At 58.0% G+C, this 19,443-nt stretch carries 13 protein-coding genes and 2 pseudogenes; 3 read left to right on the forward strand and 12 right to left on the reverse strand.

The window, feature by feature from the left end:
* Window positions 1-227: 227 nt before the first annotated feature.
* The gene (locus FJ953_RS27370) at window positions 228-1,106 is read left to right on the forward strand and encodes a sulfotransferase domain-containing protein (RefSeq protein ID WP_140625473.1); all 879 of its coding nucleotides are present in this window, start codon (window positions 228-230) and stop codon (window positions 1,104-1,106) included.
* A gap of 98 nt (window positions 1,107-1,204) precedes the next feature.
* On the opposite strand, the gene FJ953_RS27375 is transcribed toward FJ953_RS27370, so the two are convergent.
* The 9 genes and pseudogenes from FJ953_RS27375 to FJ953_RS27415 form a co-directional block, all read right to left on the reverse strand.
* Window positions 1,205-3,403 carry an acyltransferase family protein gene (locus FJ953_RS27375; RefSeq protein ID WP_140625474.1) on the reverse strand — a complete coding sequence of 733 codons (2,199 nt, stop codon included), beginning with the start codon at window positions 3,401-3,403 and terminating at the stop codon, window positions 1,205-1,207.
* A 50-nt stretch (window positions 3,404-3,453) separates the two neighbouring features.
* Window positions 3,454-3,546: pseudogene (locus tag FJ953_RS31035) on the reverse strand (sulfotransferase); the annotation flags it as partial.
* Window positions 3,547-3,558: 12 nt separating this feature from the next.
* Entirely contained in the window at window positions 3,559-4,776 is a 1,218-nt protein-coding gene (locus FJ953_RS27385; RefSeq protein WP_140498434.1) for a glycosyltransferase family 4 protein, read from the reverse strand.
* Window positions 4,777-4,782: 6 nt separating this feature from the next.
* Window positions 4,783-6,714, reverse strand: a complete 1,932-nt coding sequence (gene cysN, locus FJ953_RS27390; protein WP_140513523.1) for a sulfate adenylyltransferase subunit CysN — start codon at window positions 6,712-6,714, stop codon at window positions 4,783-4,785.
* Window positions 6,714-7,709 (reverse strand): sulfate adenylyltransferase subunit CysD, encoded by a 996-nt coding sequence (gene cysD, locus FJ953_RS27395; protein ID WP_224619688.1) that lies wholly within the window; start codon window positions 7,707-7,709, stop codon window positions 6,714-6,716. The genes cysN and cysD overlap by 1 nt, the downstream gene beginning before the upstream one ends.
* Window positions 7,710-9,113 carry a lipopolysaccharide biosynthesis protein gene (locus tag FJ953_RS27400; protein ID WP_224705772.1) on the reverse strand — a complete coding sequence of 468 codons (1,404 nt, stop codon included), beginning with the start codon at window positions 9,111-9,113 and terminating at the stop codon, window positions 7,710-7,712.
* Window positions 9,114-9,401: 288 nt separating this feature from the next.
* Complete coding sequence (locus tag FJ953_RS31220) at window positions 9,402-11,222, reverse strand: sugar transferase (RefSeq protein WP_140513525.1); 1,821 nt, start codon at window positions 11,220-11,222, stop codon at window positions 9,402-9,404.
* 374 nt (window positions 11,223-11,596) lie between these two features.
* Window positions 11,597-12,700, reverse strand: coding sequence for a glycosyltransferase family 4 protein (locus FJ953_RS27410; protein WP_140525323.1), 1,104 nt, complete (start codon window positions 12,698-12,700; stop codon window positions 11,597-11,599).
* A 17-nt stretch (window positions 12,701-12,717) separates the two neighbouring features.
* Window positions 12,718-13,701, reverse strand: a complete 984-nt coding sequence (locus tag FJ953_RS27415) for a sulfotransferase domain-containing protein (protein ID WP_140513529.1) — start codon at window positions 13,699-13,701, stop codon at window positions 12,718-12,720.
* A 433-nt stretch (window positions 13,702-14,134) separates the two neighbouring features.
* On the opposite strand from FJ953_RS27415, the gene FJ953_RS27420 reads away from it, so the two are divergent.
* Window positions 14,135-15,061 carry a formyltransferase family protein gene (locus FJ953_RS27420; RefSeq protein WP_140625476.1) on the forward strand — a complete coding sequence of 309 codons (927 nt, stop codon included), beginning with the start codon at window positions 14,135-14,137 and terminating at the stop codon, window positions 15,059-15,061.
* A 30-nt stretch (window positions 15,062-15,091) separates the two neighbouring features.
* On the opposite strand, the gene FJ953_RS27425 is transcribed toward FJ953_RS27420, so the two are convergent.
* The 3 genes from FJ953_RS27425 to FJ953_RS27435 all read right to left on the reverse strand — a co-directional run bounded on the left by FJ953_RS27425 (window position 15,092) and on the right by FJ953_RS27435 (window position 18,678).
* Window positions 15,092-16,120 carry an NAD-dependent epimerase/dehydratase family protein gene (locus FJ953_RS27425; RefSeq protein ID WP_140625477.1) on the reverse strand — a complete coding sequence of 343 codons (1,029 nt, stop codon included), beginning with the start codon at window positions 16,118-16,120 and terminating at the stop codon, window positions 15,092-15,094.
* Entirely contained in the window at window positions 16,117-17,466 is a 1,350-nt protein-coding gene (locus FJ953_RS27430) for a UDP-glucose/GDP-mannose dehydrogenase family protein (protein ID WP_140625478.1), read from the reverse strand. Before FJ953_RS27430 ends, FJ953_RS27425 begins: the two co-directional genes overlap by 4 nt.
* 537 nt (window positions 17,467-18,003) lie before the next feature.
* The gene (locus FJ953_RS27435) at window positions 18,004-18,678 is read right to left on the reverse strand and encodes a hypothetical protein (protein WP_140498426.1); all 675 of its coding nucleotides are present in this window, start codon (window positions 18,676-18,678) and stop codon (window positions 18,004-18,006) included.
* A 606-nt stretch (window positions 18,679-19,284) separates the two neighbouring features.
* On the opposite strand from FJ953_RS27435, the pseudogene FJ953_RS27440 reads away from it, so the two are divergent.
* A pseudogene (locus FJ953_RS27440) lies at window positions 19,285-19,443 on the forward strand (molybdate ABC transporter permease subunit); the annotation flags it as partial.

Genomic DNA, 19,443 nt, shown 5'->3' on the forward strand with positions numbered 1-19,443 from the left:
TGGGGGGCTATCGGAACTGCAAGCGGACTTTGCCGCGTTAATCCAAAGAGGTACTCCCATCAGTCCGGGCCAGCCAGCTAGCTAGGTCTCGCTGCACCGACGCAATGGCTTACAATGGCGGAGATTAAAATGGTCGCTTGAGTTTCGGTCCGGCGGTCCCGTTCTTCGGGCACTTCATTGTTGACGCCGCCAATGCGCCAAACTCACGCTAGCAGAGGAAGCTTTCTATGCTCGGACAGTTGAAGAACAATCTTCGCGACGCTACCTTTTTCCTTGGCGAAGCCGTCGTTCCAAAGAAAATACGCTACTCGGGTCCCCTGGGAGCGTTGCGCCGCCAGATGATCTTTTGGTCGCGAGACTCCTTTGTGCTTTCATACCCGAAATGCGGTAGAACGTGGCTGCGCACCATGGTTGGCCGCGTCATCGACAAACAGTACGGCCTTAACCTGCAGAATCCGATGGAAATCCAGCATTTCTGGAAGATCTCATCGAATATTCCCTGCATCGGCTTTTCTCACGACGACAGCCCAAACCTTAAGCGTCCCAGCGAAATCCAGGTCGATAAGTCAAAATATTCAGGAAAAAAGATCCTATTTCTGGTTCGGGATCCGAGAGACGTGCTTGTTTCATATTATTTCGACGCAACGCACCGAATGAAGGTGTTTGACGGAACGATCAGTGAGTTTCTTGCCCAGGATGTCGGCAGCATTGATTCCATCATAGCGTTCTACAACGCTTGGGCGCACAACCGCGATAAGGTGAAGGCATTTCAAATGCTGTCCTACGAACATATGCGCCAAGCTCCAAAATCGGCGCTTCGCACGGCGCTAGATTTTCTGGGCATTCAGGGCGTGCCGGAGATGATCCTCGATGAGGCGACAACCTTTGGCTCTTTCGAGAATTTGCGAAAGATCGAAATGGCAGACGCTTTCGGTCACGAAAGAATGCGCCCGACGGACCAGTCGAATCCCGACAGTTTTAAGGTGCGCCGGGGCAAAATTGGCGGTTATGTCGACTATTTCAACAGAGACGAGATCGCTTACATGGATGAGAGAATTGCCAGCTCTTTGGACCCGTATTTCGAAATATACCACCGCAAGGCATAGCGTCGAGCTCTACTGCAAGGCGCAGCCTTGTCGCTTCCGTGCTGGGACGTCGCATAAGACTTCCCGGTCGAAAAAGTCCACGGCTCTTCCTTCGCCTGTCATCGGTCATTTCCCCACCGTGCTTTGATGGCGTCCATGATCAAAACGTTGAGCTTGGACGCGCCGGTCTCGCTGAGATGGTTATCGTCCCGATAAAAAATCTGAGAGCCTCGATTGGCGAAACAGCGCTGTTGATCGCAGAAGGCCTTCTCCGGATACACACGCACGAGATTTGGATCGGATCCGACATTATCGTATAATGCGTATGTCCGTTGCGTTCGCCGGCGGAAATCCCCGTAGGAAACCGAAATCGGGTCCGCCTGCATATAAGCTGCAGGATCGTTCTGGCGTCTGGCCCGCATGAGAAGCACCTGCGGGACGTTCCAACCCATCTCCGGGACAGGATAGACTAAGACAACTTTCACCCCGCGCTCCAGAAGTGTGTTTATGGTGCGGGAAATGGCCGTGGCGACTGCAGCCGGATCGGCGGGCCCGGTTTCACCCAGCTTGGCCAAATGCGGGTGATCGTCGCCCGGCTCGATTCCCCCCTCGCCATTGTTGTAACGGCTCTGCTCCACGAGAATGGGGAGACGCCACAAGAGCACGGCTATCGGTCGCTTCAGCCTGCCTATGTAGTCGAGCCTCTTGTCATTGTAGTCGCCTGGACAACCCGGTTGGTCCACGTCAACCCTTTGCAGACCGAGAAGAAATACGCAGCCGCCTCGATTGAGCGGTGTGAACGAGGCGATATCTCGGTAGTCATCGAGGCTGTCTCGCATCGGACCAAGCAGAGTGCGAGCGTGAGAGTCACCCAAACTAACAAGAGCATAGCCCTCGGGATTCGAGCCATGAAAGGTACAAGGACCCTGTTCAGGCGCAAAGTTGAGACAGCTCTTCCCGTTCTGAAAGATCTGAGCCTCGCGAATATCGGATGCAGCGGCAATCGGGGCCAGGCCGTCTGCAAAACGACTTGGCAGGCCATTTTGGACATACCAGTAGTATCCGCCCCCGCTGAGTAGTACGGCCCCTAGTGAGGCAATCAGCCATATAACGTGCTTGCTGGTTCGCTTTCTGCTACGGGTCGGAATCTCAACGAAGCGGTAAGTCGCAATGGCAAGTATAATTGACATCAAAATCCAAAAAAATACCATCATACCACCGACAGAATCGGTTGCGCTCATTCTGCCGAAAGCAAATATCGGCTGATGCCAAAGATAGAGGGAATATGATATCAGACCGACAAATACAAACGGTTGGGAGGAAAGCGCTCGTGTAATGGGATCGCCGTGTCCTGTATACCAGATAAGCAATGCCGTTCCTGCAACCGGGATCAGCGTCACAAGTCCCGGGTGGTGCCACTGCGGCCGCATCAGCGGCACCGCGCAGATCAGGAGCGCCAAACCGACCGCAGGCGCGACTCGCGAAGAGCGCATCGACACAAGCCGGCCGCCAGTCAATTCACGTCTTGCCAGAAACACCCCCAACCCTAGTTCCCAGATTCGGGGTGGCAGTAGAAAAAAAGATGCGTCCGGGAAATGCCGCGTCATCCACTCCGCAAGAATGAACGAAACGACGAGCCCAATGCACAGGATGGCTGTTAAAAATTTCCGAGAAAATTTCCACACCAGTAGAAGAAAGCAAGGGAAGATCACGTAGAACTGTTCTTCGACCCCCAAGCTCCAGGTGTGAATTAATGGACGAAAAAGATTGTCGGCTGCGTCATAGCTCGCAACATGCCAGAAATATAGATTGGAGGCTGAAAACACGGTTGCCAAAAGGCTCGCCGAATAGTCTCTAAAGGCACTCGGCAGCATATATAGCCAAGCGAAGGGGATCGTTACTGCTAAGACGGTATACAGCGCAGGTAGGATCCGTCTCGCGCGACGCTCGTAAAAATTGGCGAACGAGAAAGTCCCATCCATGACTTCCCGCTGTACAATCGAGCCAATCAGATAGCCGCTAATAACAAAAAAGACATCAACGCCAATAAAACCGCCCGCAAAGGGGTCAAGGCCCGCGACGCGAAGCCCTGAATGGTAGAGGATCACCAGAACGACTGCGATCGCCCTCAGGCCGTCAATTTCGCGGCGATATCCAACTTGACCGGCCGGGGCCGTGGCCACGATCCCACTCTGGGCAGCTCCCGTGTCTTGGTTCGCATTGCGAGCAGGATGATGGGCTTCGTACGGCAGACCTCGATCAATGCCGGGGGAACCATATGTCAATGGCGCAGCTGACTTTTCGTGAAACTCACTCATGTCAAAGGAGGCCCTTCCCTTGGATGCGTCTATCAGGATGCCGGCGTGCTGACGCTCGGATCGGCCTGAAGCTGCTGCTGCAGCCAGGTCGTTGTGCTTTTTGCGGCTCCGATGACAAGGAAATCGATGTGCTCTACCCGCATTGCGAAAATCCTTTAACCGCCGATTTCGCTGGTTAGGTCGGTCGCCAAGCCGGCTTTGCGGGAGCAAAGCGCCCTGTCATAGATCTTCATGACATTTTCGACATGGCGGTGCGTGCTGTAGGAGAAGAAGGCGTGGTCGCGGGCTGCATCGCTGATCCGGGCCCAGAGCGGCGGATTGGACAGCAACCGCGATAGCGGCTCCATGAAGGCCCCGGCGTCTTCCGGTGTGACCAGAAATCCGGTCCGCCCGTTCTCGATAGCTTCCGGATTGCCGCCATGATCGGTTGCAACCACCGGCGTCCCAAGAAACATCGCCTCGATAAGGGTTCGGCCGAAGGGCTCTCCCATGGCGGGAACCACCAGAACATCCGTTGCCGCGAGGAAAGGTTCGATCGGGTTGCGAAAACCCATGAAGCGCACCGTTTGGCCGAGCCCGCGCTCGGCGCAGCGCACGCGGGCGGCCGCTTCAAGATCTTGCGAGCCCGCGGGTGAATTCCCGAACACGCAGCCGACGACCGGGATTTGCGGATGCTCCCGCACGAAACGATCAAGGATATCGATGAAGAGGAGCGGCCGCTTTCGTTCGATCAGCCCGCCGATGAAGCTCAGGACGCGTGTTCCTGGTGCAAGGCCTAGCTCGTCCAGAAGTGCGGCCTTGGCCGCGATCCTGTCAGGCACAGTCGACGGATGGTCGAAGGGACTATGGATGACGCTGAGCCGTCCCTTGAGGGATCTGATCGGATGCCGCGGTCGCGAAAATCGCGACACCGTCACCATGCGATGCGCGATGAGCGGCGCAAGCACGTTAGCGCCCTTGGCGTCGGGGTCGCCGCGATGATGCCAAACCAGCCGAGCACCTGCCAGCCTCGCCGCAATGCCCCAATTCACATGCGTCCTGCCGTCATTGGTGTGAACGATATCGAACTTCTGCTCCTTGATGAAACGCCGCATGCGCGGAAGCGTACTGGTCAGATAGGTCATGACATCGCCGGGGATTATTCCCTTTCCAGGCGAAGTCGTCGGCAGCGGAAAACCCGTGAAGGGCTGGCCCTCCATTTGCAGAAAGGCCGCCAGAGGCCCGGCCGTTTCCTGAAGCACCAGAATCGGAACGACCTTCGATGTATCGAGGTTCTGGATGAGCTTGAGCGCCGAGATGTGGCTTCCACCGACATCATCACCGATAAATGGAAAGCAAACCCGTATCGGCCCTTGGCTAGCTCCTCCAACCATCGCCTGTTACCCGGTCGCGGTTCCGAGGTAGCTGCCTCGTTCGAGGTAGCTGACGATCACTTCCGCGGCCTCCTCGGCGCTCAGATCCGGCGTAACCGTGATCTGTGGCGCTTCCGGGCGCTCATAGGGACTGCCGATGCCCGTGAAATTCTGGATCAACCCATTTCGGGCGCGTCGATAAAGGCCCTTCGGGTCGCGGCTTTCAGCGACCTCCAGTGGTGTGTCGATGAAGATCTCGATAAACTGCCCTGGGCCGAAGAGGTCGCGCGCCATCCGCCGCTCCGCCTGGAATGGCGAAATGAATGAAGTGAGCGCTATCAGCCCCGCGTCGACCATCAGCTTGGCGGCCTCGGCGACGCGACGAATGTTCTCCACGCGATCCGCGTCGGTAAAGCCGAGATCTCGATTCAAGCCATGGCGAACATTGTCGCCGTCCAGAAGGTAGGTGTGCCTGCCGATCGCATGGAGGCGCTTCTCCACGAGATTCGCGATCGTCGACTTTCCGGAGCCCGACAGGCCTGTGAACCACAGCACCACGGGCTTTTGACCTTTGGCGATCGCCCGCGCATTCATGTCGACATCCAGTGCTTGCCAATGGACGTTGTTCGCCCTGCGCAGACTGAAGTCGATCATTCCGGCACCGACCGTGTGGTTGTTGATCCGGTCGATGACGATGAACGCGCCGGTTTCGTGCACGTTGGAGAACGGGTCGAAGGCGAGCGGTGCCTGTGTCGTCAAGTTGACGAAGCCGACGTCGTTCTTCTCGAGGGTTTTTGCTGCCAGTTTTGCAAAATTATTGATGTCAACCCGGTGTTTTATCTGCGTAACGCTCGCACCCACCACGCTGGTGGCGAGCTTGATCAGATACGGGCGGCCGGGGATCAATGGATCCTCGTGCATCCAGAGCAGATGGGCCGCAAACTGGTCTGACACTTCCGGGCGCTCCGCCGCCCCCGCCAGGACGTCGCCGCGAGAAACGTCGATCTCGTCTTCGAGCGTCAGCGTGACAGCCTCGCCGGCCGCTGCCTCCGACAGGTCTCCGTCCTGGGTGACGATGCGCTTGACCAGGCTCGTCACGCCGGATCGTGCCACGACCACACGGTCTCCCGGCCGGATCACGCCGGCGGCGATGGTGCCGGCAAACCCGCGAAAGTCGAGGTTCGGGCGATTGACCCATTGCACCGGCATCCGGAAAGGCGCGCTACGGCGGTCTCGTTCCACCTCGACGGTTTCCAGATGCTCGATGAGCGTCGGGCCCCGATACCAGGGCAGGTTCTCGCCTTTCGAAAGAACATTGTCGCCATAACGCGCCGACAGCGGGATGGCATCCAGAGACGCGAAGCCAAGCGGTTCCGCGAAGCTTCGATAGGTCGCCTCGATCTCGTCGAATACCGTTTGCGAATAATCGACCAGGTCGATTTTGTTGACCGCAAGGACGACATGCCGGATTCCGAGCAGCGAAACGATGAAGGAATGTCGGCGTGTCTGGGTCAGAATGCCCTGCCGCGCATCGACAAGAATGATCGCCAGGTCGGCATTGGATGCGCCAGTAGCCATGTTGCGGGTGTATTGCTCATGGCCGGGCGTGTCGGCGACTATGAATTTGCGCCGTTCCGTGGCGAAGAAACGATAGGCCACGTCGATCGTAATGCCCTGTTCGCGCTCGCTGGCCAGACCGTCGACCAGAAGGGCGAAGTCGAGATCGCCGCCGGTTGTGCCGTGGCGTTGGGAATCGCGGGTAAGTGTGGCAAGCTGGTCTTCCATCAGCAGCTTCGTGTCGTAGAGCAGCCTGCCGATCAGCGTCGACTTGCCGTCGTCCACGCTGCCGCATGTCAAAAATCGCAGCAGGCTCTTCTTCTCGTGGACAGCAAGATATTGCGAAGTGATCTCGTCTATCGAAGAAGATTCGAGTTCCGCGGTTTGAGCAAAACCCAGCATCAGAAGTACCCCTCGCGCTTTTTCTTTTCCATCGAGGTTGCCTCGTCATGGTCGATCAGCCGACCTGATCGCTCGGAGGTCCTCACGACAAGCATTTCCTGGAGCACTTCGGGAACAGACGCGGCAGTGCTTTCAGTGGCCGCGGTGAGGGGATAGCAGCCAAGCGTGCGGAAGCGTACCGAGCGCATTTCGGGGGATTCGCCTGGGCGGAGCGGCAGACGATCGTCGTCCACCATGATCAACTGTCCGTCGCGCTCCACCACGGGGCGTTTGGCCGCGAAATACAGCGAGACGATGGGGATGTTCTCCCTCATGATGTACTGCCATATGTCGGTTTCGGTCCAGTTCGAGAGAGGAAAGACCCGGACGGACTCCCCTGGTTTCAGCCGGCCGTTGTAGAGGTTCCATAGTTCCGGGCGCTGGTTCTTTGGATCCCAGCCATGGCTATCGCTGCGCAGCGAAAACACCCGTTCTTTCGCGCGGCTCTTTTCCTCGTCGCGCCGCGCGCCGCCGAAAGCGGCGTCGAAGCCGAGCGAGGTCAGTGCCGATTTCAGCGCCTCCGTCTTCATGATCTGCGTGTAGGTCGACGAGCCATGTGTAAATGGCGTGATCCCTTCGGCCAGGCCGGCCTCGTTGCGACGCACCAGCAGCTTCAGGCCAAGCCGCGCGACAGTCTCGTCGCGGAAACGGATCATTTCTTTGAATTTCCACGTCGTGTCGATGTGGAGAAGGGGGAACGGCAGTTGCGACGGATAGAAGGCCTTCATCGCGAGATGGAGCATTACGGCCGAGTCCTTGCCCACCGAATACAACATCACCGGGTTGCGCAGTTCGGCGACGACCTCGCGAATGATATGGATTGATTCAGCCTCGAGTCGTTGCAGATGTGTGAGCCACGAAGGAGAGGAAGGCGAGCGCCGCTGCGCTGCAGGCAAAGTGACCAGGGCTTGAGGTGCCTGGGCTTGAGGCGCAAGAGCTTGAGGTGCAAGAGACATCTAGATCGCCTTTGAAGGGGCAAGACTTGCTTGGTTGAGAGCGTCCGCCGGCGGGGTTTGCCGGTCGGGATGATGGGCGGTCTTGAGCGCCTGTCGCAACGAAAGCGCCAGGCCGAAGGCCCACAGAATGCCCAGGACGATATGGGCAATATTGCCCCCCATCGCGCCGATCCGCGGGATGAGCAGGAGGGCCGTCACGTGGAAGGCGGCTGTGGCAACGACAACAATGCGCAACACCTCACGTTGCCGGCCCATGGCAAGCAGCGCCGAGCGGGCGGCTGAGCCCGAAAGCACGAACGTGACCGCCACCATCTGCACGATGACGAGGCTGGCTGCGCCTATGAACTCCGGTCCCGCGGTCCAGGAGAGCAGCGGCCGGATGAGCACCGCCACGACCAGGACGCAAATGACGCCAAAGCAGAGCAGCATGGCTTCGGTCTGAAAGATCACCCGCTTGAATTCCTCGATGCTGCCTTTTGCCCAAAGGCGGGCGACATCGGGATAGAGAACGTTTTGCACCTGCGGGCCTACTTGCTGGCCGACGCGGCCTATACGCTTGGCGATCTGGTACAAGCCAGCCGAGGCCGGGTCGGCTAGCCATCCCACCAGCAGCGTATCGAGTTCTTGCGCGCTCGCGCGCAAAGTGAGTGAGATGTTCGACGACCACGCGAAATTCCAGATGCCAGGGAAGCGGCGTGTGATGCCGGCCAAAGGCGCGCCCAGGACATTGTGGACACCCTGCCTGTGTAGCGCGCGCATGGTCAGCGTCAGGAGCGCCAGGGAGCCGAGGATCTGCGTTCCGGCCCAAACCGCCGTGAAGTAAGCGAGATCGCCATTGAGCAGCACGCCGAGCAGACACAGCAATACGCGCAGAACGGCGTTGAGCAACTGCCCATAGGCGAGGAGGCGGAAGTTGCCGGCCATGCGTTGGACAGCCACGGGGACGCCGGAAATCTGAAATAGCAGAACGCTGGAGTAGAGAACAAGAAGATGCACGATTTGCGTCGACCAACCGAAAACCGGCGCAATGAGAAGGGCCGCGCCAATGGCGACGACCCAGGCGCTGACAGCGGCGCCGACATCGATAAGCAGGCCGAACTTCATGAGGACGCGCAAATTCTCGTGGCCCTCGGATGCGTTCATGCCGGCTGCGTATTTGATAATTGGCTGCCACGACTGGAAGCTGACAACGCGCTCGACGACCCTTGTGAACGCGATGATCAATGCAAGCTCACCATAGTTCGTCACCCCAAGCGCTCGTGCTGAAAGCGTAAAGGCTACAAGCGCCAGCAATGAGCCAAGAAAATTGCCGGTCAGAAGGTGTGCGATATTGGCCAGGCGCGTGCGGCCCGCACTCTTGCGCCTGGCAGCTTGCAGCACCCGTCGAGCCAGTCTTCCGATCATCGCAACCGTAGCCAAAGTCGCCCCGCTCATTCTTGATCGGCAGTACGCGTCCCTTGGTCGTTCTCCGGGATTGTTTCTGCCGATGCATCCATCATCGGCAGAAACCAGAAAGCCGCCACGACCAAGTTTGGTCCTGTCGCAACCCCAATAAGCTAGGACCTGATCGCCGCTACGACCGATGGCCTACCCCATTAGCGGTAGCAGCTTCATGGCCGTTTTATCGCCAATATATGCGGAACAAAAAAGTAGAACTATAACACATACCGAACTAATAAAGAGAAAAATTGCCTAGATATTTGGCTTTGTAAATTTAAATAAAAGCAAACGGCTCCATATCCTATTAATCTCCTCGGGATGAAGCACGACATATATGGTGCGCCTCTTTCGCTGTTGGTCGAGGATTGATCTAAGGTTGGATCCGGTAAGAGATATGCCGAAATCCGACGGGCCCGAATAGGCTTGGCCGAGCATGCGATCCAGCATCAACTCTCCCAAGGCCGGAGTGTAACGCGCAGAGCTCCAGTACCACCGCATCGTCTGATGACGATCGCCCGGATCCGGAATGTCTTCCATTGTAACGGAGTTATAGCCGCTAAAATCCCACAGTTTCACTTCAGACGTGGCTGTCTTGGATGCGTTGACCTGACTTACGGTATACGTCAGATCCACACGCCAGCGGTCGTAAACCGGGAGTAGCCCCATGGCCCTGAGTGCTTCCATCTGACGAGCATGTATCGGCGAAATGAAGAGCGTGACGTCTACTCCAGCGGCGGTGAGACGATCCAGCAGGTCATGCAACAGGCCGATTCTAGTGATGTCATAATCGAAGCTGCCGGGAGACGAAAACTCCGCCATCAACCGATTCAGCCTCTGGTCGGACACCTGTCTGTAGCTGTAATTATGTGCCAACATGATCTGGTGAAAACCGTCTTCCTTGTCGGTCTCCCGAAATCCAATGCTGTTGGCGTGCACCGTCCGCAAAGCGTCGATAAAGCTTTCGGGGGAGAACAGGGACCGCGCATAAACGATAGGCATTGGAACTCCGGCAAAGCCGGACTCCGGAAAATCTTGGGTTTCCGTTCGGTCCGCCTCAAACATGGAGAAATCGAGATTGACGATCATCCGGCGGGGTGCGCCGTGAGCCAGGGCGAACATGCCAATGTCATAGAGTTCGACCATGCTCGCATGCGGAACCGCGGCATTGTAGGCCTTCAGCCTAGCTAGGCTCGGTCCGGCGGGATCAAGCCCGACGCGCGCCCGCGAGCCGCCGAGGATCAAAGTGTCGTAGTCGGTGAGCCATAGACGTAGTGAGCGCTCGGCTGTCGTACCGATCGAAAGGCGATGTGTCTTTTCGGCATTGAAATCAGGAATCTCCAGATGATGGTTGATCCCATATGGATCGACAACAAAAACGAAAGCGGCAGTCCCAAGTTCTAGCAGAATACCGATGGCTGCAACCCTTGCGGCCAACCGTGGCAGGCGCGATCCAGACGTCCTCAACGGCCCGCCCGACTGCAAAACCTGCGAGCCCATGAACTCGGGCATGGTGGCGTGTCCCGCGGCGCTGATCCCCTCTCGGGTGAAGATCTTGTAAAAGGTCAGGCAGAGAATTTTCAGGTCAAGTGCGAAGGTCCGGTGATCGACATACCAGACGTCCAGGACGAAGCGGTTCTCCCAATCAAGTGCGTTGCGGCCGTTCACCTGCGCCAAACCTGTGATGCCGGGAATGACTTGGTGACGACGCGCCTGCTCAGGGCTATAGCGGGGGAGATACTCCATCAAGAGGGGACGAGGCCCGACGAGGCTCATCTCACCCCGCAATACATTGATCAATTCGGGCAGCTCATCAAGGCTGCTTGCGCGCAGAAAGCTGCCAAAGCCAGTCAGCCTGTCAGCATCGGGAAGCAGCCGGCCATGACGATCCCGACGATCGGTCATCGTTCTGAACTTGATTATCTTGAATGGTTTCCCGTGCAGGCCGGGACGTTCCTGGCGGAAAAAAACAGGCCGCCCAAGAAGCAGCGCGACTGCTATTGAAAGCACCGCGATGAAGGGCGACATCAGCAGCAGAAGGCAGGCGGCACCGAGCAGGTCGAACGTGCGTTTCATGAGCGATGCTCCTTTCATCAGCATGCCTGCCGCGGCTCGCTGATACGTCCTCTGGCCAACCGCAAGGCTTCGTAGTGGTCAAAAGCCAAGCCACGCCACGGGACACAATCTCGAAAGTCTACATGTAGCCTTGTGTCTTGAGACCGATCCCAATCAGGGACGATGTGCGGGCATTGCCTTCCACGCGCGACAGGTCGCCGCTTTTAGTTACATTGGCTGTAAAGTGCGCCTATCAAAGATCATTCTCCGGATGAACATCAGGATATGTGCGCCAGATTTGAAAACGCTCGAGGTGTTCTTGTCCGGGATCGGATATTTTTCATTCGTAGATCGCGAACCTGAATAACTGAGTTCGTGATCGATTGCCTTCATTTTCAGAATTTCGTCAAAGCGGAGTCCCATTTTTCCGCAATCTGCTGCATTGAGAACCGATCGATCGTTTTCCGGGCCGATCTACCCATTTTGTGGCGAAGAGCATTGTTTCGCATCAGGCATGCCATCGCGGATGCCAACTCGGCAACATCGTCGACTGGTACCAGCAGACCCGAAACGCCTGGTTCGATGATTTCGGATGGACCGAAATCGCAGTCTGTTGCGACGACGGGCAGGCCTGCCGCCATCGCCTCGATCAGCACGTTGGGAAAGCCTTCGTAGCGTGACGGCAGGACAAAGAGGGAGGCGTCGCGCGCCCATTCGCCCGGACGCTCGGTAATGCCGGCAAGCTTTACCCTGTCCTCCAAATCCAACGCATCGATCTGACGTTGAAGAAGAACCCGATCAGGTCCCTCGCCGAAGATTGTCAACGCCCATGCCGGAAATTCGCTGGCGACTTTAGCAAATGCCTTTATCAGCGTGTCGAAGCCTTTCTGTTCCACCAGGCGTCCGACGGCGACCAGGCGAAACATCTCATTGCCATGGTCTTTGTAGGCATCGGTCGCCTCGCACGGATTTCCGATGACCTCGCAAGGATTTCCGATAACGTGGGCTTTTTTTCTGAGCGTATCCGGAAGCGTCTTGACAATCGCATCAGTCTGCATGACGAGCCGATCCGCCTGCCGAAGTATGATGCCAGAAACGAGCCGCCAAGCGGCGTGTTTTTTCTGCGCTTTGGGATTGTTTCTTTCCGAGATAATAACCCGGATGCCAAGATTTTTCGCCGCCAGTAGGCAAAGAATATTAATCTTTGTTAGAAATGAAACGATCAGAGTGGGCTGAAGCTGCTTGAATTCCGCGCGCAACACGACCACGCGCCGCAAGCTGCGGACAAATCCGAGTTTCGAAAGCCGCGAAGCTCCATCCTCTACAAGTCTGTGGACGGTGACCTTCGGGTGCAGGGCAAAATAGCTCTTGTCTTGCTCTCCCACGAAAGCAAATAGATGGACTTCATCTCCGCGCCTGCATCGATCTGCGGCAAGCAGACTGACGACGCGCTCCGTCCCTCCTGCACCCAGGCCCGCCTGCACAATCGCAAGTCGCATTTACTCCCCTCTTAACGTCAGGACGTCGATGGATTATTTCCATACTTCTCGGCGATCTCCGCCAAGTTGCTGCATGGATTGGTGGAAAGGGATTCGACGACAGGAAGATCTCTCTTGATCGTCTCGCCTTGGCCGTGTTCATCCATGAATTGGCGGCGAAGTTCATACCAGCCGCATGCGAGCCGCGTTCCGCCACGGGCAAGCAGTTCGATCGCGGCTGGAGTTAGCCAGTCGATGCAGGTCTGCTCAATGAGTTCGGCTTGCGCATCACTAAGATGATCGGAAAAGCCGCCGACCTTGCCGGGACGCGCATGCTGGCTTTCGCCATCGTGGGCCGCTAGGCCGCCCGCCATCTCATGCTCACGCATTACATCGAAACGCGAGGCGTCGATAGAATCCTGAAGCGCGCGCACGGACGGTGTGTGGCCGAGAAATCTCAGGATACGCGTGCAGGCACCCATAGGGTCTTCCGTCAGTTCCCCATAGCCCAATACTGCACTTACGTGATGCTTTAGACCTCTACCCCAATCATTCAGATATACTATCAGAGCCGGCAGGCCTTGTTCGCGATCGGCAATGAACGCGTCCATGGTGCCTTCGAAGCAGCGTTTGTGACGTGTGGCATCGAAATAAGCTGACACGATTACGTCGCGCGGATCTCGAGTCATGAAGATGATGGGTCGGTTGAGAAAAAGCGAGCGTCTATAGGTGAGGTGCGAAACCAGGACGAGCGGCACACGATGGCGCTCATCTGTGTAACGAAAAGCCGGGATGCCCCTCGTCGGATCGAGATCGAAATCCGGAAGAACCTCGAACATTGGCGAAAGATGGACATTTTCGCCGTTGGCGTGGCGACGAAAGTATTCCGAAAGGATATGTCTAAGCTGGGTTGCTCCGGATTCGGGATAGGAGACAAGAAACGCGTCTGCGCCCGACGCAGCCCAGGTCATCCTGATCCGGGCGTCGATCTTATGCAATGTCAGACGGGTGGTCGTCAGCATGGTGACAGGTCTTCAGTCCTTGGGGATCGTAGCGCAGCATGTATGACGTCGCAGTCGAAGGACGCGATGGGCGGGCTGCCGGCCATGGCCTTGAGTGGTACCGCGCAATCTTCGTAGCGGGACGAAAGCACAAATGCGTCGGCGTCCAGAAAGCAGGATCGCCATGCGTAGCAGATCAGATCCGCCCTTCCCTACTGTAATGGCGCTGCGATCCAGAAATGCCAAGCCGGCGAAGCTGTCCATCGCGTATTCCAATCCCGCTGTCGCAACCCCTAAATACCCAGCTTTCTTTGAAGGGACGAGTTGCACATAGGGATGCATCGCCGGCTGCCGTTTACCTCTAAAGGAGGACTTGGGCGCAGAAACGAAGCAGACAATAGAAGAGATCTGTGTCCATCTATCGCTCACGCCGGTGAGTTGGAGCCTTGAATTCATGCGCATAGCCTTTGTCGGTGCGGTGGAGGGATCTCGGGTCGCATTCGATGCCCTTGTCGAAGCTGGCATGACGCCTTCGCTGCTTGTCACCCTTGCGGGCGAAGCTTCCAAACGCCATTCCGATTTCGTCGATCTGGCGGGGCCGGCACGTCTGGCCGGGGCCGCGGTCCACCTGACCAAGGACATCAATGCGCCCGACACGATCGACAGGCTCGAAGCCGAGCGGCCCGATTTGACGATGGTGGTCGGCTGGTCGCAAATCTGCCGCGGCGAATTTCGCTCGGTCGCCCGATATGGCTCGATCGGCTTTCACCCGGCGCCGTTACCGCGTTTTCGGGGCAGGGCGGTGATCCCCTGGACGATCATTGCGAATGAAAAGGAGACGGGTTCGACTTTCTTCCGGCTCGACGAGGGTGTCGACAGTGGCCCTATCGTCCTCCAGAAGCTTTTTGCCGTGGCACCGGACGAGACCGCGCGCTCGCTCTACGACAAGCACAAGCAGGCCCTGCTCGAGATGACGCCGCTTGTCGTTTCGGCGATAAGTCGTGACAAGGCCGTGGGCGTCGCGCAGGACGAATCCCTTGCCAGCTATTGCGCAAAGCGCACGGCCGACGACGGAATGATCGACTGGAGCGATGCCGCCGAGAATGTCCTTCGCTTCGTCCGCGCCGTCGGCGATCCCTATCCGGGCGCCTTCACTTTCACTGCCGGTGCCAAGATCGTGATCGACAAGGCGCGCATGTTTGCCCCGCCTGGGCGCCATATCGGGCTGACCGGCCAGGTCCAAACTCATACCGACAGCGGCTTTACAGTGCTTTGTGGAGACGGAGCCGCCATTGAGGTGACATCCTGGTATGGCGAAAGGCCCAGGATACATGCCAAGCTGGCCTCGGCAGGACCAACCTGTGTCGCGCCAAGGACCTAGGCGCCTGCACGGAGCACAGGTCTGCGCGCTTCAGGCGGCGATTGTCGGCCGCGACGGCCGTTCTTCCAGATACCAGCGTACGAAGGCGGTCACCCCGTCCTCGACGCTGGTGCAAGGGCGAAAGCCCGTAAGGGCCTCCAGCAGGCGGGGGTCGGCATAGGTTGCCCGCATGTCGCCAGCCTGCATCGGCAACATCTTGCGGATGGCGCGTTTGCCCAGGCAGTTCTCGATCGTCTCGATGAAAGGCAGCAGCCCGACAGGCTCGCCGCCGCCTATGTTGACGACACGCCACGGCGCGACGGGTGACAGCGTGTCGACGACGCCGGGAGCGGACGCCGCGCGACCTGTCGCCGGCGTGCATTCGACGAGTCGGACGATGGCTTCGACGAGATCATCGATATAGGTGAAATCGCGCTTCATCAGGCCTTCGCCATACACTTCGATCGGACGGCCGTTCTCGATCGCGTCGACAAATTTGAAGAGCGCCATGTCGGGCCGGCCCCAGGGGCCGTATACGGTGAAGAAGCGGAAGCATGTGGTCGGCGTTCCGAAGATATGTGAATAGGAGTGCGCCATCGCCTCCATCGCCTTCTTCGTGGCCGCATAGAAGGTTAACGGCCAATCAGCCATGTCGGTTTCGACGAATGGCATCTTGTCGTTCGCTCCATAGGCCGAGCTCGTGGACGCAAGGAGCAAATGCCGGGGCTTGAGATCACGCGCAAGCTCAAGGACGTTGAACGAGCCGACGAGATTGCTGTCCGTGTAACTTCGCGGATTGTCGATTGAGTAGCGGACACCGGCCTGCGCGGCCAGATGCACGATCACATCGGGCCGGGCGTAGTCCGCGGCGCGGCGAAGGGCATCCAGGTCTTCCAGTTGGCCGATATGGGCGCGAAAGGCGTCGTATCTTTGAAGCAGGGCGTGTCGGGACTGCTTCAGGACGACGTCATAGTATGGCGTCATGCCGTCGAAGCCGGTGACGCGATGACCGTCGTCGAGCAGCCGGCGCGCCAGGTGAAAACCGATGAATCCTGCGGTGCCGGTGACCAGATACCTCATTCCGCGGCCGCGGCGAAAACTGCCTTGTCTCCGACCGCTCCCTCACCGATATTCACGTACTCGAAGCCGTGCTTGGAGATGTCTTCCCGCCGGTAAATGTTGCGCAGGTCGACCACCACCCGTTTCGACATCGTGCGGGACAGTCGTTCAAAATCCAGGGCGCGGAACTGATTCCACTCGGTCACGATGACCAGCGCGTCGGCGCCCTCGGCGCATTCATAGGCGCCTTCTGCATAACTTACGCTTGTGCCGAGCACGATTTTCGCCTGTTCCATGCCTTCGGGGTCATACACTCGGACATGTGCTCCAAAATCGATCAAGGCCTGGATGATCGAAAGGGAAGGCGCTTCACGGACGTCATCGGTGTTGGGTTTGAAGGTAAGACCCAGCAAGGCCACTGTCTTTGCGCGGACATCTCCGCCGCAAGCAAATACGATCTTGCGCGCCATGGTGCGTTTTCGCTGGTCGTTCACGGCAACCGTCGTTTCGATCAGGCGCAATGGCGCGCCGCTGTCCTGCGCCGTCTTGACCAAAGCCAGCGTGTCTTTTGGAAAACAGGATCCTCCATAGCCCGGGCCGGCGTGCAGGAACTTTGAGCCGATGCGATTGTCGAGCCCGATGCCCCGCGCTACCTCGCGCACATTCGCGCCCACGCTCTCGCAGAGATCCGCGATCTCGTTGATGAACGTGATCTTGAGCGCCAGGAAGGCGTTGGCCGCATATTTGATCAGCTCGGACGTGCGGCGGCCGGTAAACAGGATGGGTGCCTGGTTGAGATAGAGCGGCCGATACACCTCCGCCATCACCTCCCGGCCACGCTCGTCCGACGGGAGGCCGATAACGATCCGGTCTGGTCGTTTGAAGTCGTCGATCGCGGCTCCTTCGCGCAGGAATTCCGGGTTGGAGACGACGGCCACATCGGCCAGGGGATTGCATTGGCGAATGATCCGTTCGACCTCATCCCCCGTGCCCACCGGCACCGTGGATTTGATTGCCACCACGGTGAACCCGTGAACAGCGGCCGCGATTTCCCGGGCCGCTTCGTAGACATAGGACAGATCGGCATGGCCGTCGCCTCGCCTCGAAGGCGTCCCGACGGCAATGAACACCACGTCCGCATCGGCGACTGCCGCTGTAAGCATGCTGGTGAAGGTGAGCTGGCCGCTCGCGGAATTCTTGTCGACGAGGTCGTCGAGACCTGGCTCATAGATCGGCATTCTTCCGGCCTGGAGATCGGCAATCTTGGCCTCCGCCTTATCGACGCAGACGACTTGATGGCCGAAATCAGCCAGGCAAGCGCCCGATACAAGACCCACGTAACCCGAACCAACAATCGCGATGCGCATGTAACCGCCACTCTGATGATGACAACTGACGCGATTAAGCCAGCAGCGGCCAAGAAAATGGAGTGCGCAATCGGATAAGACATTACCACTTCCGAGACCTGGTATGGGCCCGGACGGTCGTCTGGCGCGGTTTGACAACGCTAAGTGCTGATGGCCATTGCAAATGGACGAGACGAGATGATCCGGCGCGCAGCCACGCTCGGCTGCAAGCCGGCTGACGGCGCTTCATTGGCGCGTCGATTGCTTGAGTTCATTTTCCGTCAAAATTCCGGTCGGCGGCCGTTTGGTCTTTTTGCCATGCTCTTAGAGGTAGTTCGGTTCTCGCTTCAACTTGCCGTCCGGGAGCCGAGTCAGGAAATTGCCCTCGAACAGCCTCGCCTGAGCATGATAGATCTTCGTCCGGGTGAGACTGCGCGCTGGAGTGTTCTGCCGTGACGAACAACGCTAGGCAGAGCACGCCGAGGCCGGCAGGGCGATTTTCCGGTCCATGCAATGGAATTGTTGCGGGGCTGCGCGGTCGCGTTTGCCGGCGAACATTCAAAGAATGTAGCTGTGGGCCTCGCTTTCCGTCGCACTGTCAGCCGCGGAGACAGGCTTGGCGAAGAGGAAGGCACCATCTCGCGAGAACAGATCCGCCGGCATCATCTGGAACTCGCGCTGCGAATGCGGGACATCCAATTCACGATCGACAATATGCCAGAGGCTGTTGAAGAACGACCCGTCGGCTTGCCTCATGCTTTCCCCCCGAAGCGGCTTTCTCGATGAGAAAACCGTTGCTGGATTGGCCCACATGTCGGCAATGGCGATATCGTAATAGCCGGGATGCGCGGCATTGGGTTTGATAATCGCGAAGGGCGTGTTCTTTTCCGGCCAGCCTACGCGGCCCACGGTCAGGCACTCTTCCGGCTCGGGCAATCTTGCCTCCACAAGATAGGCCAGTGCCGCATCGATGCCGCCGATTTCCGAAACGACGCACGATGTCAGTCCCGCGCGGGCAAGCTGCATCAGCTTTCGAGCCTCTTGTTCATCCATATCGGCCCATCTCAGGAAAGCCATCCATTGCTGGTGCAGGCAGTCGTCCTTGGCCTGGCAAAGAAGTCGTCCTGCCTCCAAAGCGGATTCGACCCTCCTCCTGTCCGCCTCCGCGAAGGCTTCCCGCGCAGGGCGAATTCGGCCGGCAATTTCCATCAGGTCATTTGAGATGTTTTTCATATCCTCCTCCCCAGGCGGATTTCTAATCTGATTCATGCGCTCCATGATGCGTTGGTTTTGTATTGCGTAGAAGGCCATCACGGGAACGCGTGAGATATCTTAGTGGCGTGGCCAACCTATTCTTTTGAGCAAGGGTCCCACTTCCGACTGTCGGCTGATCCGCGCGCGATTGTGTTCGCTACTACTTGCTGCCATAGCTTCGCTTTCGTCATTGTCGGCGTCGCCTGGTCCACACGACGACGTCTGCAAATTCTGCCGTCCGATCCGCCGAACGCCGTCTGCCGGGCGGTATGCGCGCGGTGGATGCTCGGGACCCAACGCTGGTCGCGACATGCAAGCTTCTGGCTTAATTTTTCGACGATTGAAGAATGCGCGTACCCTATCATTTCGGTGATGGTGCTCATCCAACCAGACCTGGAGACCTGCGCAGTAAGGAGTAGTCAGAAGAGCTGGAGAAAGCCCGAATGACGGCGAAGGAAGAAAATCCACACGCCTTTGGGCGAATGGAAGTAGGCGCCGTATCTTTCAACGAACTTGCACGCCCAAGGCTCTTGAAGTCATAGCGAAGGGCAATCTGGCTTGAAGAGTGGGGCGATCCGGAACTCCATGACAGCAGTGGCCATCACAGCACCCGCTCGGGCGGGTTGGCGATTTCGACAGCCGAGCGTCATTCCGGGTTTCGGATTGACGCTCGGCTTCTCGCTTGCCTACCTTACCCTCATCATCCTCATTCCGCTGTCGGGGCTGGTCTGGCGCTCCGCGGCG

This window comes from Mesorhizobium sp. B2-3-6, from assembly GCF_006442305.1.
In the GTDB taxonomy this organism is placed as follows: Bacteria; Pseudomonadota; Alphaproteobacteria; order Rhizobiales; family Rhizobiaceae; genus Mesorhizobium.

Bases quoted from the DNA above. Each gene is read 5' to 3' on its own strand.
- FJ953_RS27370 (WP_140625473.1), top strand. From the start codon at position 228: ATGCTCGGACAGTTGAAGAACAATCTTCGCGACGCTACCTTTTTCCTT.
- FJ953_RS27375 (WP_140625474.1), bottom strand. From the start codon at position 3,403: ATGAGTGAGTTTCACGAAAAGTCAGCTGCGCCATTGACATATGGTTCC.
- FJ953_RS27385 (WP_140498434.1), bottom strand. From the start codon at position 4,776: ATGGTTGGAGGAGCTAGCCAAGGGCCGATACGGGTTTGCTTTCCATTT.
- cysN (WP_140513523.1), bottom strand. From the start codon at position 6,714: ATGCTGGGTTTTGCTCAAACCGCGGAACTCGAATCTTCTTCGATAGAC.
- cysD (WP_224619688.1), bottom strand. From the start codon at position 7,709: ATGTCTCTTGCACCTCAAGCTCTTGCGCCTCAAGCCCAGGCACCTCAA.
- FJ953_RS27400 (WP_224705772.1), bottom strand. From the start codon at position 9,113: ATGATCGGAAGACTGGCTCGACGGGTGCTGCAAGCTGCCAGGCGCAAG.
- FJ953_RS31220 (WP_140513525.1), bottom strand. From the start codon at position 11,222: ATGAAACGCACGTTCGACCTGCTCGGTGCCGCCTGCCTTCTGCTGCTG.
- FJ953_RS27410 (WP_140525323.1), bottom strand. From the start codon at position 12,700: ATGCGACTTGCGATTGTGCAGGCGGGCCTGGGTGCAGGAGGGACGGAG.
- FJ953_RS27415 (WP_140513529.1), bottom strand. From the start codon at position 13,701: ATGCTGACGACCACCCGTCTGACATTGCATAAGATCGACGCCCGGATC.
- FJ953_RS27420 (WP_140625476.1), top strand. From the start codon at position 14,135: ATGCGCATAGCCTTTGTCGGTGCGGTGGAGGGATCTCGGGTCGCATTC.
- FJ953_RS27425 (WP_140625477.1), bottom strand. From the start codon at position 16,120: ATGAGGTATCTGGTCACCGGCACCGCAGGATTCATCGGTTTTCACCTG.
- FJ953_RS27430 (WP_140625478.1), bottom strand. From the start codon at position 17,466: ATGCGCATCGCGATTGTTGGTTCGGGTTACGTGGGTCTTGTATCGGGC.
- FJ953_RS27435 (WP_140498426.1), bottom strand. From the start codon at position 18,678: ATGAAAAACATCTCAAATGACCTGATGGAAATTGCCGGCCGAATTCGC.